This window comes from Aeromonas taiwanensis (genome assembly GCF_000820165.1).
In the GTDB taxonomy this organism is placed as follows: Bacteria; Pseudomonadota; Gammaproteobacteria; order Enterobacterales; family Aeromonadaceae; genus Aeromonas; species Aeromonas taiwanensis.
In genome coordinates this window covers 1-14,202 of record NZ_CDDD01000045.1, presented here as the reverse complement: position 1 = coordinate 14,202, position 14,202 = coordinate 1, and the positions used below count along the sequence as shown (strand labels likewise).

The following is a 14,202-nucleotide window of genomic DNA, read 5'->3' as shown; positions in this document are numbered from 1 at the left end:
CGCCTGCCGAAGGCCCGGCTCATATGGAAGCCCTTGCTCGCGCTAGCGATAACAAGGACCAGTGAGGATGATATGAGCATCATTAAAAAACAGGACTTTATCGATTCCATTGCTGACGCCCTGCAGTACATCTCCTTCTACCACCCCCTCGATTTCGTGCAGGCCGCCAAGGCCGCCTACGACCGCGAGATCAACCCGGCCGCCAAGGATGCCCTGGCCCAGATCCTGATCAACTCCCGCATGTCTGCCGAAGGTCATCGCCCGCTCTGTCAGGATACCGGCATCGTCACCTGCTTCGTCAAGATCGGCATGCAGGTGCAGTGGGACAGCGACATGACGGTCCAGGAGATGGTGGACGAAGGCACCCGCCGTGCCTACACCAATCCGGACAACCCGCTGCGTGCCAGCGTGCTGGCCGATCCGGCCGGCAGCCGCAAGAACACCAAAGACAACGCCCCGGCCGTGGTGCACATCGACATGATCCCCGGCGACAAGGTGGAGGTGAGCATTGCGGCCAAGGGGGGCGGCTCCGAGAACAAGTCCAAGATGGTGATGCTCAACCCCTCTGACGACGTCGTCGAGTGGGTGCTGAAAACCGTGCCGACCATGGGCGCCGGCTGGTGCCCGCCGGGCATGCTGGGTATCGGCATCGGCGGTACTGCCGAGAAGGCGGCCGTGCTCGCCAAGGAAGCCCTGATGGAGCACATCGACATCCAGGAGCTGATCGCCCGTGGTCCGCAAACCACTGAAGAGAAGCTGCGGGTCGAACTCTATGACAAGGTCAACCGGTTGGGGATAGGCGCCCAGGGCCTCGGCGGTCTCACCACCGTGCTGGATGTGAAGGTGAAATCCGCGCCGACCCACGCCGCCTCCAAGCCCGTGGTGATGATCCCCAACTGCGCTGCCACCCGTCACGTGCACTTCGAGCTGGACGGCTCGGGCCCGGCGGAGCTGACGCCGCCCAAGCTGGAAGACTGGCCGGAGATCACCCGCGAGTCCGGCGGCAATGTGCGCCGTGTCAACGTGGATGGCATCACCAAGGCCGAGCTCGCCAGCTGGAAGAGTGGCGATACCGTGCTGCTCTCCGGCAAGATCCTGACCGGTCGTGATGCCGCCCACAAGCGCATCGCCGACATGCTCAAGAATGGCGAAGGGCTGCCGGAAGGGGTCGATTTCACCAACCGCTTCATCTATTACGTGGGCCCGGTCGACGCGGTCCGTGACGAAGTGGTCGGCCCGGCCGGTCCCACCACCTCCACCCGGATGGACAAGTTCACCGACATGATGCTGGGGGAAACCGGCCTCATCGGCATGATCGGCAAGTCCGAGCGCGGCCCCAAGACGGTCGAGAGCATCAAGCAGCACCAGGCCGTCTATCTGATGGCCGTCGGCGGCGCCGCCTACCTGGTGGCGAAAGCCATCAAGAAGGCGCGCGTGGTGGCCTTTGCCGATCTGGGGATGGAAGCCATCTACGAGTTCGAGGTGGAAGACATGCCGGTCACCGTGGCGGTCGACTCCCAGGGCAACAACATCCACGAAACCGGGCCGGCCTACTGGTCTGCCAAGATTGCCGAGCTGGATACCAAGCTCGCGTGATGCGTTTCAACCCCGCTGGTCGGGGGGCGGGCTGAATGCCCGGCACAGCATGACCATGACAAAAGGCGACCCTTGGGTCGCCTTTTTTGTGCTCCACGTTTGCCTGTTGCAGCGCTCTGACCATGACGAGATAACGAGATAACAGGTTAGCGCAGCAGATCATCCCTGAGGCTGCGCTGTGGCTCCGGAGGTGTGATCAGTGGTTCAGGTAGACATCCTGGCCGCCGTAGCTCATGGCGCTCCCTTGGGAGGGGGCAGGTTCGAAGAAACGGGTCAGGACGCCGGCCCGCTGGCCCAGGGTGTTTAATCTGCCGCGATCCAGGGCAACCTGATCGGGTAGCCAGGTCAGTACGGCGGCGCAGTGGCCATTGATCAGGCTCTGCTCCAGCAGGCGCTGCCAGTTCTTGATCTTGCGACCGTGCACGACCAGCACCCTGGCAGGGTTGATCCCTCGTGCCTGCAGCTGTTCGGCCACGGGCAGGCCGGGCGGCGCGATGAGCAGGATCCAGCCGCTGTCGCTCTGGCTCAGGCGTCCCAGGGCATCCAGCAGCGGCGTCTCCTGCAGGTGTGCGCCAGGCCGGTGATCATGCCCCATCTTGCTCTGATGGCGGGTGGGCCAGGTGGTGATCACACCGGCAGAGGAGGAGAGAGGGCGATGACTCAGGGGCTGGCTCATATGTCGTTCCTGTATGAATAACCATGCTGTATGTGTATACAGTAGTTCCATCCAGTGGAAGTGACAAGTCGTTTATGGCTAAAAATGTGAGCCGAATAACAAGGATTATAATTAAGTGATTGAATATAAATGATATTCATATCTTTGCTGTCGCGTATGTTTTTTGACCTGTAGACAAAGCACGACGCGGCGCTCATGGTTATACAGTCTGTATGACCAGAGGAGGGGGAAAGATGGACATCAGTACCTTGCAGCGGCTGGATGCCAATATTCTGCTCGGGATCATCAACGAGAAGCTGCGGCTGGAGTGCGATGGTCTGGAAGAGCTGCTGGCTTACTACGACATGACGGAGGATCAGCTGGCGACCCGTCTGCAGCAGATTGGGTATCACTACGATCCCATGAGCAACCAGTTCAAGGCTCATGGTTAATTGAGATGGCAGGGTGCTCCGTCTGGGGCACCCTCCTTTTTTGTCGCTTGTGAGTGGCTGGCAATGAAAGCGCTTTCATCCACCACCATTTCGTCCGTTATTTTCACGTATTTTCAGCCGCTGGCAAACATTGAAAACCTATTCATAGAAATATCTTTTTTATGTTTTTCTATGCTGTTGATTTTATTGTGTATTTGTATTTTGTTCAGGCGGTTTCAAGGAAAGGGTTTTCATGGTGAAACTGTCATTTTTATGCGTTAAAGTGTGACTCACGTTAACTTTTAAACCCCAGCCTTTAGCTAGTATGCCCACGCCGGAGCATATTCAGAGATAACAACAGCACCGGTCCCCAATGGGATGACATTTTTATTTGTAACGAAGGAAAATGGTTTATGGCTACCAAGAAGAAGACAGACCAGGATCTCCAACTGGATAAAGATCAGCTCAAGGCGAGTATCGTGCGTCACCTGCGTTCTACCTTGGGTACAAGCGAACAGAAAGCCTCTCCCGAAGCATGGTGGAAAGCCACCGCTGCGGCCGTCAACGAACAGGTGTACGAGCGCCTGACCCGCACTCAGCAGACTCACTTCAAGAAAGACACTCGTGCGATTCACTATCTCTCTGCTGAATTCCTGATGGGGCGTTTGACCTCCAACAACCTGCACAACCTGTCCCTGTACAAGATCTGCGAAGAAGCGCTGGGTGAGCTGGGTCTGGAACTGACCGATCTGTGTGAGCAAGAGCCCGACATGGCGCTCGGCAACGGTGGTCTGGGCCGTCTGGCAGCCTGCTTCATCGACTCCCTGGCCACCCTCAACTACCCGGCGGTCGGCTATGGCATCCATTACGAGCACGGCCTGTTCCGTCAGGAGATCCAGGATGGTCGCCAGATCGAGCGTCCGGACTCCTGGCGCGAATACGGCAACCCCTGGGAGATCTGCCGCCCGGAATCGGTGCAGGAGATCCCCCTCTACGGCTACGTGGAAACCGTGTTTGGTGACAAGGGTGGCCTGAAGAAGGTGTGGCACGCCGGTCGCAAGATCAAAGGGGTGCCCTGGGACATTCCTGTGGTCGGCTTCGGTGGTCACACCGTCAATATCCTGCGTCTGTGGGAATCCCGTGCCTCCGAGTTCTTCGACTGGGACGTGTTCAACGCCGGCGGTTACATCGACTCCCAGGCCGAGAAGGCCCAGGCCGAGACCATCTCCAAGGTGCTCTACCCGAACGACGAGACCGACGCGGGCAAGGAGCTGCGCCTGATCCAGCAGTACTTCTTCTGCGCCTGCTCCATCAAGGACATCCTGCGCCGCTACAAGCGGGTACACGGTGCCGATTTCAGCAACTTTGCCGCGCAGATCGCCATCCAGCTCAACGATACCCACCCGACCGTGGCCATCCCCGAGCTGATGCGCGTGCTGGTGGACGAAGAGGGGCTGAACTGGGATACCGCCTGGGGCATCTGCTACCAGGTCTTCTCCTACACCAACCACACCCTGCTGCCAGAGGCGCTGGAGAAGTGGTCCGTCAGCCTGTTCGAGAAGGTGCTGCCCCGCCATCTGGAAATCATTTACGAAATCAACGCCCGCTTCCTGAACGAGCTGGTGGAGCCCAAGTGGCCGGGCAACGACGCCATCAAGGCCAAGCTCTCCATCATCGAAGAGGGTGACGTGCGCAAGGTGCGCATGGGCAACCTGTGCGTCATCGGCTCCTCCAAGGTGAACGGTGTGGCCGAGATCCACTCCAAGCTGGTGAAAGAAGACCTCTTCCCAGAGTATGCCGAGCTGTGGCCGGAGAAGATGTGCAACGTCACCAACGGCGTGACTCCCCGTCGCTGGCTGCTGGCCTGCAACCCCGAGCTGGCCGGGCTCTACAACGAGGTGGTGGGCAAGGAGTGGCCGCTGCAACTGGACAAGCTGCGCAGCGTGGTGAAGTTTGCCGATGACAAGGCCTTCCAGCAGCAGTTCATGAGCATCAAGCGCCACAACAAGGAGAAGCTGGTCAAGGTCATCAAGGCCGAAACCGGCATCGACGTGAGCGCCGAGGCGATCTTCGACGTCCAGATCAAGCGTCTGCACGAATACAAGCGCCAGCAGCTGAACCTCATCCACATCATGGCGCTCTACCGTCGCCTGCTGGCAAACCCGGATTATGACATGCATCCGCGCGTGTTCATCTTCGGCTCCAAGGCGGCGCCCGGTTACAAGCTGGCCAAGGACATCATCTACGCCATCAACAAGCTGGCGGAGCGGGTCAACAACGACGCCCGCATCCAGGGCAAGCTGAAAGTGGTGTTCATGCCGAACTACCGCGTGAGCCTGGCCGAGAAGCTGATCCCGGCGGCGGACGTCTCCGAGCAGATCTCCACCGCGGGTTACGAGGCATCCGGTACCGGCAACATGAAGATGGCACTGAACGGCGCCATCACCATAGGTACCCTGGACGGCGCCAACATCGAGATCGCCGAAGAGGCGGGCGCCGAGAACTGCGCCATCTTCGGTCTGAACGTGGACGAGGTGAAGTCCCTGAAGGCGCGCGGCTACAACCCGTACGACTTCTACTACGCCAACTCCGAGCTCAAGGCTGTACTGGACTGGTTCGATACCGACTACTTCACGCCCGGCCGCCCGGGGGAGCTCTCCTCCATCAAGCGTTCTCTGCTGGAAGGGGGGGATCCCTACTTGACCCTGGCGGACTTCGAGTCCTACTCCGAGGCACACAAGCTGATCGATGCCTGGTACCGGGATCCGGCTCTGTGGGCGAAGAAGGCCATCATCAACTCCGCCACCATGGGCAAGTTCAACTCCGACCGCTCCATCCAGGACTACGTGGACCGGATCTGGAAGCTGACAAGCTGCAGAGTCGGTTGAGTGCCATCCCTGATAAAAAACCCCGCATGGCGGGGTTTTTTTTATGTCACATGAATGGGGCTGTGCCATCAGGGATTGTCGACCACCCGGGTGCCCGCCGGGACCCGTTTCCTTCCGGTGATCATCCCCCTGACGAGATCCCCCCGCACCAGGCGATCGAGGGCGATGACCGCCAGCACATGGACGAAGATGGCGACCTGCAGCGTCTTGGCAAAGAACTCGTGCACCTCCTCCATGAGGTGGCTGCCTGATAGCGGCCCGAACTCGGTCAGGATCCCGCTGACAGCCGTGCCTACCAGGCAGGTCAACAGCAGCAACACCATCAGGGATCCCAGGGGATTGTGGCCGGCATAATAGGGATGCCGCCCCTTGAGCGTCTCCTTGAGATAGGCGATGACGCCGGCCGGCGTCGGCAGCCAGTGGGCAAAGCGGGCGTGGTAGGAGCCGATGAATCCCCACAAAATGCGCAGCCCCAGCAGTCCGGCAAGCGCGTATCCCGCATAGCGGTGGTTGCGCGCACCCTCCTCGAGAATGAACAGATTCAGTACGCACAGAGCGACGGTGGCCCAGTGAAAGATCCTGACCACACCGTCCCACACCTTGATCTCGTTGCTGCTTTGCATCGCTTTCTCCATGGCATTTCCCTCTCGTCGTGATGGGGTGGTGCCATCCGCCTCACGGAGGGCACCCTTGTCGTTGCCTGCATCATGGGAGGGATTTCTTAAGGACGTGTTAATGCAGGAGGGAGTGATTGCCTTGTCAGGTCTCACGTGACGCACGCAAAACAAAGCCCCGACATCGCGGGGCTTTGAGGTCATTCCGTCAGGTCGCCGGTATCAAGAGGCGGTGGGGTTCAATGGAGAATATCCCCCATGAAATAGGCCAGCATGGTCAGGATGACGGTGAACACCAGGTTCAGCACCAGGCCCGCCCGCATCATCTCCCGCTGCTGGATATGGCCGCTCGCGAAGACGATGGCGTTGGGCGGTGTGGCCACCGGCAACATGAAGGCGCAGGAGGCACCGACCGCGATCAGCACGGACACGACGATGGGGGAGACCCCCAGCGCTTCGGCCACCCCGGCGAACAGCGGCACCAGGAGCGCGGCGGTGGCGGTGTTGGAGACCAGTTCGGTCAGGAACACCACGAAGGCGGCCAGGCAGAGCAGGATCACGAAGATCGGCATGGTGGCGAGGCCGCTGGAGAGGTGCTCCGCCAGGAAGGCATTGGCCCCGGTCTGTTTCAGGATGGCGCTTAAGGTGAGGCCACCTCCGAACAGCAGCAGCACGCCCCAGTCGGTGTTCTGGTTGATGTCATCCCAGTTGGCCACCCGGCTGACGGCGATGGCCAGGATGGCGCCCATGGCGATCAGGGTATCGAACTGGGGAATGCCGCCCAGCGCCTTGGCAAGAGGCTGGGAGCCGATCCACAGCAGTACAGTGGTGAGGAAGATGAGCAGGGTCACCTTGCGCTGGCCCGTCCACTCGATGGTGACCTTCTCTGTGCTGACCTGATGGGAGAGGTCGGGACGGGTCACCAGATAGAGCAGGCCGATGCCCACCGGCATGAAGATGAGTACCACGGGAATGCCGAATTTCAACCAGTCGGTGAAGCCCAGTCCCATCTGGGCGGCGGCGATGGCATTGGGGGGGCTGCCCACCAGGGTGCCGATACCGCCGATGCTGGCGCTGTAGGCGACACCAAGCAGAACGAAGACCAGGGTACGGCGCTCCTTGTGGACATCCAGCCCCTTGAGCATACCGAGGGCCAGCGGCATCATCATGGCGGCGGTGGCGGTGTTGCTGATCCACATGGAGAGGGCTGCCGTGATGGTGAAGAGCACGATGGCAGCCCAGCCGAGGTGCCCCTTGGCGAGTTGCATCACCTTGGCGGCGATCTGGGTGTCCAGTCCCTGCTTGGAGAGCGCCGCCGCCAGGGCAAAGCCACCAAAGAAGAGGAACAGGACGGGGTTGGCGAAGTCGGTCAGCGACTTGCTCATGTCGAATACCCCGAGCAGGGTAGCGAGCACGGGAATGGAGATGGCGGTGATGGTGATGTTGACCGCCTCGGTCAGCCAGAGGATGGCGATGAAGATCAGGATGGCGAGCCCCTTGTTGACCATGGGATCAAAGGGTAGCCAGGCCAGCATGGCACAGAGCAGGAGCAGATCCAGGATGACGATCCCGGACTTGATGTCCAGCCAGCGCGAGGGGGTGGAGGGGAGTGCTGAGGTATGCATGTTGTTCTCTCGGTTAATTTATGGTTGTTGTTGTGTTGCCGAGATTACATTCAAGCCCCTGTTTGAAACAGGGGCTTGTGGTCAAACCATGTGGCGACTCACAGAGTCAAGTGAAAATGGATCCTACATTAAACAAAAATTAAACATTCCGTTTTCATTTGGCTGTGTTGACAAAGGATAGCAGCCACTCCCTGAACATCCCCTTGGGCAGAGCCCCGCTGCGCTGGGCCAGGATCTGCCCCCCCTGGAAGATCATCAGGGTCGGAATGCTGCGGATGGCGTAGCGGCTGGCAACGGCGGCCTCCTGCTCTGTGTCGAGCTTCACGAAACGCAGGCGGGGTTCAAGCTCCCGGGCGACCTCCTGGAAGACGGGGGCGAATTGCATGCAGGGACCGCACCAGCTGGCCCAGAAATCGACGACCACCGGAATATCGGACTGGATCAGGGCATCGAAGTACGCCAGTCGACCCACTACCGGGCTCTGGGCGAAGAGGGGATCGTGACAGCGACCGCACTTTGCATTTGAGTCTGCTTTTTCGGCTGGCAGGCGGTTGCGGGTAAAGCATTGGCTACAATAGGTGGTGACAAGTGACATTATTGCTTCCTTATTTCATGGCCCGGCAACATCTTTATTGCATTCAGAGCGCCGACTAACGGTAACATAGCACTCAGGTGTTTTTCACAGTGGGCCCTCCGGTCGTGACCCTTCGTCACCGGGTGGCCGACCATGACATGAGAATCGAGACGGGATGAAGAGTGTTGCACGGGTGAATCGTGTTGTCTTTGGCCTTATCATCGTATCGCTGCTGGCGTTTTCTGCCTATTGCTGGCAATTGCTCAGCCAGCAGCAACGCGCCTTTGATCTGAGCGTGGCTGCGGAGCTGGTTCTGAATCGGGTCAATACCGACACTGTGTATCTGCTTGGGCGCGAGAAGGCCAGCGATGGCAGTGTGCAGCAGCGCCTCAGCCTGCTGTCCAGCAATCTGGACCGCTTCGTGAGCAAGGTGCGCGAAGACCCGGATTCGGCCGGAGATCCCGGCTCCCAGACACTGCAGCGGGACATCGACGGCTACTTGCTGGATCTCGCCAAGCTCTACACCATAGAGATGACCATAGAGTACCTGGCGCCCCGCTTCGAAGGGCAGATCCGGGCGCTGCAGGGAAGCTTGCCGGCTGGTGAGGGGCAATATCGCGATCTCACCGAGCTGCAGCGTCTGAGTCACTTTCTCAGGCGCAGCTGGGACACGAGTGAGCAGCGCCACCTGCTGGCACTGCAGCAGCGCCTGCTGGACCTCTATCAGGGGCAGCCCAGGGTGGCGGCCGCCGTCCGGTTGAGCGAGGAGCTCAACCAGCAGGTGATGGAGTACCACCGCCTGCGCAATCACATTGTCGAGATGAAGGGGCTCAGTTCGCTGCCCGCGTGGAAGCAGAGCAAGCTGGAGCTGGCGTCCTCCCTCAAGAGCCGGTTCTATCTGATGGTGCTGGGGGGGGCGCTGCTCTGCTTCTCGCTGGTGGCCGCGACCCTGTGGCGCCGCAATCAGAAGCTGAGCGAGCTCTCCCGCCATGCCGGCTTGCTGGCCCAGGCCAAGAGCGATTTCCTGGCCAACATGAGCCACGAGATCCGTACCCCCATGAACGCCATCATCGGCTTCAGCGCCCTGGCCCTGCAGAGCAACCTGGATCCCCAGCAGCGGGACTATCTCAACAAGATCAAATCCTCGTCAGATACCCTGCTGCTGCTCATCAACGACATCCTGGATCTCACCAAGGTGGAGTCCGGCAAGCTGACGCTGGAGGAGATCGACTTCGATCTCAGCGAGCAGCTAGACTCCCTGGCCGCCATGTTTGCCGACCTGGCGGAGCGCAAGCACATCGAGGTCATCATCAACAAGTCCCCCGCCGTACCGGATTTCCTGCGCGGGGATCCGCTGCGCCTCGGTCAGGTGCTGGTCAATCTGGTCAACAACGCCATCAAGTTCACCGAGCGGGGGGAGGTGGAGGTGGCCATCACCCTGGTCAATCAGCATCCCATGCGGGTCTGTTTCAGCGTGCGTGATACCGGCATCGGCATCGCTCCGGAGAAGGTGGCCCAGCTGTTCCAGCCCTTTACCCAGCTGGAGGCGGGCAACACTCGCAAATATGGCGGGTCCGGCCTGGGCCTCAACATCTCCCAGCGCCTGGTGGGGCTGATGGGGGGAGAGATCCGGGTGCAGAGCAAGCCCGGGGTGGGCTCCACCTTCCTGTTCGAGATCCCCATCTCCCAGGCGGTCTACGGGGTCTCCGGGCGCCGGGTCTTCTTCGATCACCAGCCTCTCATCCTGATGATGGATGACAACGAGTTGGTGCTGGAGCTGGCCAAGGACATCCTGGGCCGCGCCGGTGCCACCGTGATCGCGGTCAACAGCCTCTCCCGGGCCCGCCAGGTGCTGCGGGAGGAGGGGCACCACATCCGGCTCGCCATCTTCGACTGGCGCATGGGCCAGGAGGATGGTCTGGATCTCGCGCTCGAGATGCACCAGCACAGCCAGTGGCGGCGACTGCCCGTCCTGATGACCAGCGCCTGGTCAAGGGAGGGGCTGCACGGGCGCATGGAGAGCATGGGGCTGACCCACTTCCTGGCCAAGCCGATGACAGAGAACGCCCTGCTGGCCAAGGTGGACGAGCTGCTCAATGGCAGCTCCCACGACAGCAAGGTCCGTCAGGCCGAGGTGCAGGGGGATCAGCAGCATTTTCGCGATCTGCTGCAGGGCACCCGGGTGCTGCTGGCGGAAGACAACAGGGTCAACCAGCAACTCATCATGGAGTACCTGCGCCGGGTGGATGCCAAGGTCACAGTAGTGGACAACGGGCGCGAGGCGGTGGAGCAGGTGGCGGAGCAGCCGTTCGACGTCATCCTGATGGATCTGCAGATGCCGGTGCTGGACGGGCTGGATGCAACCCGCCAGATCCGCAAGATGGTGGACAAGCACGACGTCCCCATCATCGCTCTGACCGCGAGCGCCATGCCAGGGGATCGGGAGCGTTGCCTCGGGGTCGGCATGAACGGCTATGTGACCAAGCCGGTGAGCAAGCTGGATCTCTACAACAACCTGCTGCAGTGGGTGAAGAACAGCGATGGCGAGTCCAGGGTGCCCCTCGAGGTCAAGCCGCCGGATCTGATGGGGGTGCTGGATCTGGACGATGCCCTGCGCCGGTTGGAACAGGACAGGGAGGCGCTGCAGATCCTGTTCAAGCTGTTCCTCTCCGAGCACAGGGACGATCTGTGGGACATACGCTCCGCCTTGCGCCGCCAGCAGCCCGAGGTAGCGTGCCGGCTGCTGCACACCCTCAAGGGGGTGTCGGCCAACATCTCCGCCTCCCGCCTGCAACAGCTGGCCGGGGAGCTGGAGTGGCGGCTTAGGCTGCAGGAGGAGCTGAGCGAGGGGGAGTTGAACCAGTTGCAGCAGGTCTTCACCCAGACCCGGGAAGAGGTGTCCCACTTCCTGCTGACCGGGGAGTCGCAGGAGTCGGTCGCCTTCCCGTTCTCGCCTCAGGACAAGCGGATCTGAGAGGTCAGATAGCAATCGTTCTCAAGTCGCCCGCTTCGAGCTATGATGACCGACCCCATCGCCCCCGCCACGGGGGCGATTGTATTGGGCTTCTCTCTATGACCAGGCGGCGTCCCGTGCCGCGAGCAAGGATTTTACTGTGAGCGTATTTTTGCGGCTTGGCTGGTTCTTCAAGGATCAGTGGCGGCGTTATCTTATGGCCATCACCCTCCTGATGCTGGTGGCCCTGTTGACCGTGATCCCCCCCAAGGTGGTGGGCTGGGTGGTGGATGGCATCACTCAGGGAGGGCTCGACAGCACCAGGCTGACGGGCTATCTCGCGGGGTTGTTCGGCCTTGGCCTGCTCATCTATCTGCTGCGCTATGTGTGGCGTGTCATGCTGTTCGGCGCCTCTTACCGCCTCGCCTATGTGCTGCGCAACCGGCTCTTCACCCACTTCACCCGCATGAGCCCGGACTTCTACCAGCGCCATCGCACCGGCGATCTGATGGCCCACGCCACCAACGACATCCAGGCGGTGGAGATGACCGCCGGGGAGGGGGTGCTGACCCTGGTGGACTCCATGATCGTCGGCATCCTGGTGCTCTCCATCATGTGCAGCCAGTACTCCTGGCAGCTGACCCTGCTCTCCCTGCTGCCGCTGCCGGTGATGGCGTTCTTCATGAACCGCTTCGGCACCCAGATCTACAAGGAGTTCAAGGCGGCGCAGGGGGCCTTCTCCCGCCTCAACAACAAGACCCAGGAGGCCCTCTCCGGGGTGCGGGTGCTCAAGTCCTACGCGGTGGAGTCCCTCGAAGACAAGGGCTTTGCCGAGCTGACCCGCCAGGCGGGGGAGCGCAACATGGCGGTGGCGCGCATCGACGCCAAGTTCGACCCCGTCATCTATCTGTGCATAGGCTGCTCCTATTTCCTCGCGGTGGCTGGCGGCAGCGCCCTGGTGCTACGCGATGAACTGACCCTGGGGGAGCTCACCAGCTTCACCATGTACCTGGGCCAGCTGATCTGGCCCATGTTCGCCATCGCCTGGCTGTTCAACATCATCGAGCGGGGCAGCGCCGCCTATTCGCGCATCGAGAGCCTGCTGGCCGAGCGCAGCGACATCGAGGAGCCCGCCTCGCCACAGCCGCTCGCCTCGCCCTTCCCCCTGGCAATGAAGGGGGTGGCCTACCGGCTCGAGTCGCGCACCCTGCTGCAGGGCATCGATCTCACCCTGTCCGGGGGAGGCATGCTCGGCATCGTGGGGCGTACCGGCGCGGGCAAGAGCTCCCTGCTCAAGCTCCTGATGCGCCTGGCCAACCCGAGCGCCGGGCAGATCACCCTGGGCGGCGTGCCCATCGAACGGCTGGCCCTTGGCGAGCTGCGCAGCCAGTTTGCCTACGTGCCCCAGGAGCCCTTCCTGTTTTCCACCACCATTGCCGCCAACATCGCCCTCGGCCGGCCGGATGCCAGCCAGGAGGAGATAGAGCGGGTGGCCCGCATCGCCTGCGTGCACGACGACATCGTCCGTTTCCCCAGGGGGTACGAAACCGAGGTGGGGGAGAAGGGGGTGACCCTCTCCGGCGGCCAGAAACAGCGGCTCGCCATCGCCCGGGCCCTCTTGCTGGAGGCGCCCATCCTGGTGCTGGACGACGCCTTGTCTGCGGTGGATGCCCACACCGAGCAGCAGATCCTGCACGCCCTCAAGGCCCACAAGCGCACCCTCATTCTGGTGAGCCACCGCATGACGGCGGTGGAGCAGGCGGACGAGATCCTGGTGCTGGAGCAGGGGCACGTCAGCGAACGGGGCCGCCACGGCGCCCTGATGGCCCACAACGGCTGGTATGCGGACATGGTCCGTTACCAGCGCCTCGAACAAGATGTGGAGGAGAGCCTGTGAACCCAAACATGACAAGGCTGTCGGGTGAGCTGTTGCGCCCGTTCTCTGCCCCTGAAACACGCGCTGGGGAGTCTCTGTGAACCCGACGATCAAACGCCTGCTGGCCTATTGCGCCCGTTATCCCGCCTGGCTGACCCAGGCGGGCATCTGCCTGCTGCTGGCCACGGGGGCCGAGGTGGCGGGCCCCCTGCTCATCAAGCTNNGCAGCGTTTGCGCGAGCAGGTGTTCGCCACCGCCATCCGGTTGCCGGCCCGCTACTTCGACAAGCATCGCTCCGGCTCGCTTATCTCCCGCATCACCAACGACACCGAGGCGATCATGAACCTCTATGTGCAGGTGATCGGGCTCCTGGTGCAGAAGGTGGTGCTCCTGTGCGGCATCCTCCTCTCCATGGCGCTGCTGGATCTGCGCCTGATGCTGGTGTGCGCCGCGCTGCTGCCGGCGGTGGGGGCCGTGATGTGGCTCTACCAGCGCCTGAGCGTGCCCGTAGTGCGGGCGACCCGCAGCCTGCTCTCCGACATCAACAGCCGCCTCAACGAGTCGCTTCAGGGGATGCCGGTCATCCAGGCCATGGTGCAGGAGGTGCACTTCGCCAACGCCTTCGCCGGGGTCAACCAGGAGCACTGGGCCGCCAGGATCAAGGGGCTCAAGATCAACGGCATCCTGCTGCGCCCCCTCATCGATCTCTTTTACATGATGGTGCTGATCGGCCTGCTGGCCCTGTTTGCTCACGAGGGGCTGAGCGCGGGGGGCGCCATCCAGGTGGGGGTGCTCTACGCCTTCATCAGCTATCTCGGGCGGATGATCGAGCCCCTGATCGAGATGACCAACCAGCTCAACCAGCTGCAACAGGCCATGGTGGCGGGGGAGCGGGTCTTCGCCCTGCTGGACGAAACCCGCGAGAGCACGGCGGGGGGGGTGGGGGCTTGTTACACACCGACGCCGGCCGCCGCCCACACCGGGGTGGAG

9 protein-coding genes and 1 pseudogene are annotated in these 14,202 nt (G+C 61.6%); 6 read left to right on the top strand and 4 right to left on the bottom strand.

The genetic code is table 11. The features are described from left to right. Nucleotides 1-72: 72 nt before the first annotated feature. A complete protein-coding gene (locus BN1136_RS07615) occupies nucleotides 73-1,596 on the top strand; it encodes a fumarate hydratase (protein ID WP_043760139.1) in 1,524 nt (507 codons plus the stop codon). A gap of 196 nt (nucleotides 1,597-1,792) precedes the next feature. Here the strand turns inward: BN1136_RS07615 and BN1136_RS07610 are convergent, their stop codons facing one another. Then, nucleotides 1,793-2,272: a cell division inhibitor gene (locus tag BN1136_RS07610; RefSeq protein WP_043760141.1), complete on the bottom strand. Its 480-nt coding sequence runs from the start codon at nucleotides 2,270-2,272 to the stop codon at nucleotides 1,793-1,795. A 233-nt stretch (nucleotides 2,273-2,505) separates the two neighbouring features. Between BN1136_RS07610 and BN1136_RS07605 the strand changes: the two genes are divergently transcribed. Both BN1136_RS07605 and BN1136_RS07600 read left to right on the top strand, forming a co-directional pair. Continuing rightward, nucleotides 2,506-2,703, top strand: a complete 198-nt coding sequence (locus BN1136_RS07605; protein WP_043760143.1) for a DUF4250 domain-containing protein — start codon at nucleotides 2,506-2,508, stop codon at nucleotides 2,701-2,703. 392 nt (nucleotides 2,704-3,095) lie between these two features. Further along, on the top strand, nucleotides 3,096-5,570 hold the full coding sequence (locus BN1136_RS07600; protein WP_043760145.1) for a glycogen/starch/alpha-glucan phosphorylase: 2,475 nt from the start codon (nucleotides 3,096-3,098) through the stop codon (nucleotides 5,568-5,570). 68 nt (nucleotides 5,571-5,638) lie between these two features. Here the strand turns inward: BN1136_RS07600 and BN1136_RS07595 are convergent, their stop codons facing one another. The 3 genes from BN1136_RS07595 to trxC all read right to left on the bottom strand — a co-directional run bounded on the left by BN1136_RS07595 (nucleotide 5,639) and on the right by trxC (nucleotide 8,404). After that, nucleotides 5,639-6,193, bottom strand: coding sequence for a cytochrome b/b6 domain-containing protein (locus tag BN1136_RS07595; RefSeq protein WP_043760147.1), 555 nt, complete (start codon nucleotides 6,191-6,193; stop codon nucleotides 5,639-5,641). A gap of 230 nt (nucleotides 6,194-6,423) precedes the next feature. Beyond that, nucleotides 6,424-7,809: an SLC13 family permease gene (locus BN1136_RS07590; protein WP_043760148.1), complete on the bottom strand. Its 1,386-nt coding sequence runs from the start codon at nucleotides 7,807-7,809 to the stop codon at nucleotides 6,424-6,426. A gap of 154 nt (nucleotides 7,810-7,963) precedes the next feature. Then, nucleotides 7,964-8,404, bottom strand: a complete 441-nt coding sequence (gene trxC, locus BN1136_RS07585; RefSeq protein ID WP_043760151.1) for a thioredoxin TrxC — start codon at nucleotides 8,402-8,404, stop codon at nucleotides 7,964-7,966. A gap of 154 nt (nucleotides 8,405-8,558) precedes the next feature. On the opposite strand from trxC, the gene BN1136_RS07580 reads away from it, so the two are divergent. The 3 genes and pseudogenes from BN1136_RS07580 to BN1136_RS07570 all read left to right on the top strand — a co-directional run. Further along, complete coding sequence (locus BN1136_RS07580; RefSeq protein ID WP_043760153.1) at nucleotides 8,559-11,357, top strand: hybrid sensor histidine kinase/response regulator; 2,799 nt, start codon at nucleotides 8,559-8,561, stop codon at nucleotides 11,355-11,357. Between the two features lie 139 nt (nucleotides 11,358-11,496). Beyond that, nucleotides 11,497-13,233 (top strand): ABC transporter transmembrane domain-containing protein, encoded by a 1,737-nt coding sequence (locus tag BN1136_RS07575; protein WP_043760155.1) that lies wholly within the window; start codon nucleotides 11,497-11,499, stop codon nucleotides 13,231-13,233. A gap of 204 nt (nucleotides 13,234-13,437) precedes the next feature. Further along, nucleotides 13,438-14,202 (top strand): annotated as a pseudogene (locus BN1136_RS07570) (ABC transporter transmembrane domain-containing protein); the annotation flags it as partial.

Excerpts from the sequence above, each read along its gene's own strand:
- BN1136_RS07580 (WP_043760153.1), top strand. The coding sequence starts at position 8,559 with ATGAAGAGTGTTGCACGGGTGAATCGTGTTGTCTTTGGCCTTATCATC.
- BN1136_RS07595 (WP_043760147.1), bottom strand. The coding sequence starts at position 6,193 with ATGCAAAGCAGCAACGAGATCAAGGTGTGGGACGGTGTGGTCAGGATC.
- trxC (WP_043760151.1), bottom strand. The coding sequence starts at position 8,404 with ATGTCACTTGTCACCACCTATTGTAGCCAATGCTTTACCCGCAACCGC.
- BN1136_RS07605 (WP_043760143.1), top strand. The coding sequence starts at position 2,506 with ATGGACATCAGTACCTTGCAGCGGCTGGATGCCAATATTCTGCTCGGG.
- BN1136_RS07600 (WP_043760145.1), top strand. The coding sequence starts at position 3,096 with ATGGCTACCAAGAAGAAGACAGACCAGGATCTCCAACTGGATAAAGAT.
- BN1136_RS07615 (WP_043760139.1), top strand. The coding sequence starts at position 73 with ATGAGCATCATTAAAAAACAGGACTTTATCGATTCCATTGCTGACGCC.
- BN1136_RS07590 (WP_043760148.1), bottom strand. The coding sequence starts at position 7,809 with ATGCATACCTCAGCACTCCCCTCCACCCCCTCGCGCTGGCTGGACATC.
- BN1136_RS07610 (WP_043760141.1), bottom strand. The coding sequence starts at position 2,272 with ATGAGCCAGCCCCTGAGTCATCGCCCTCTCTCCTCCTCTGCCGGTGTG.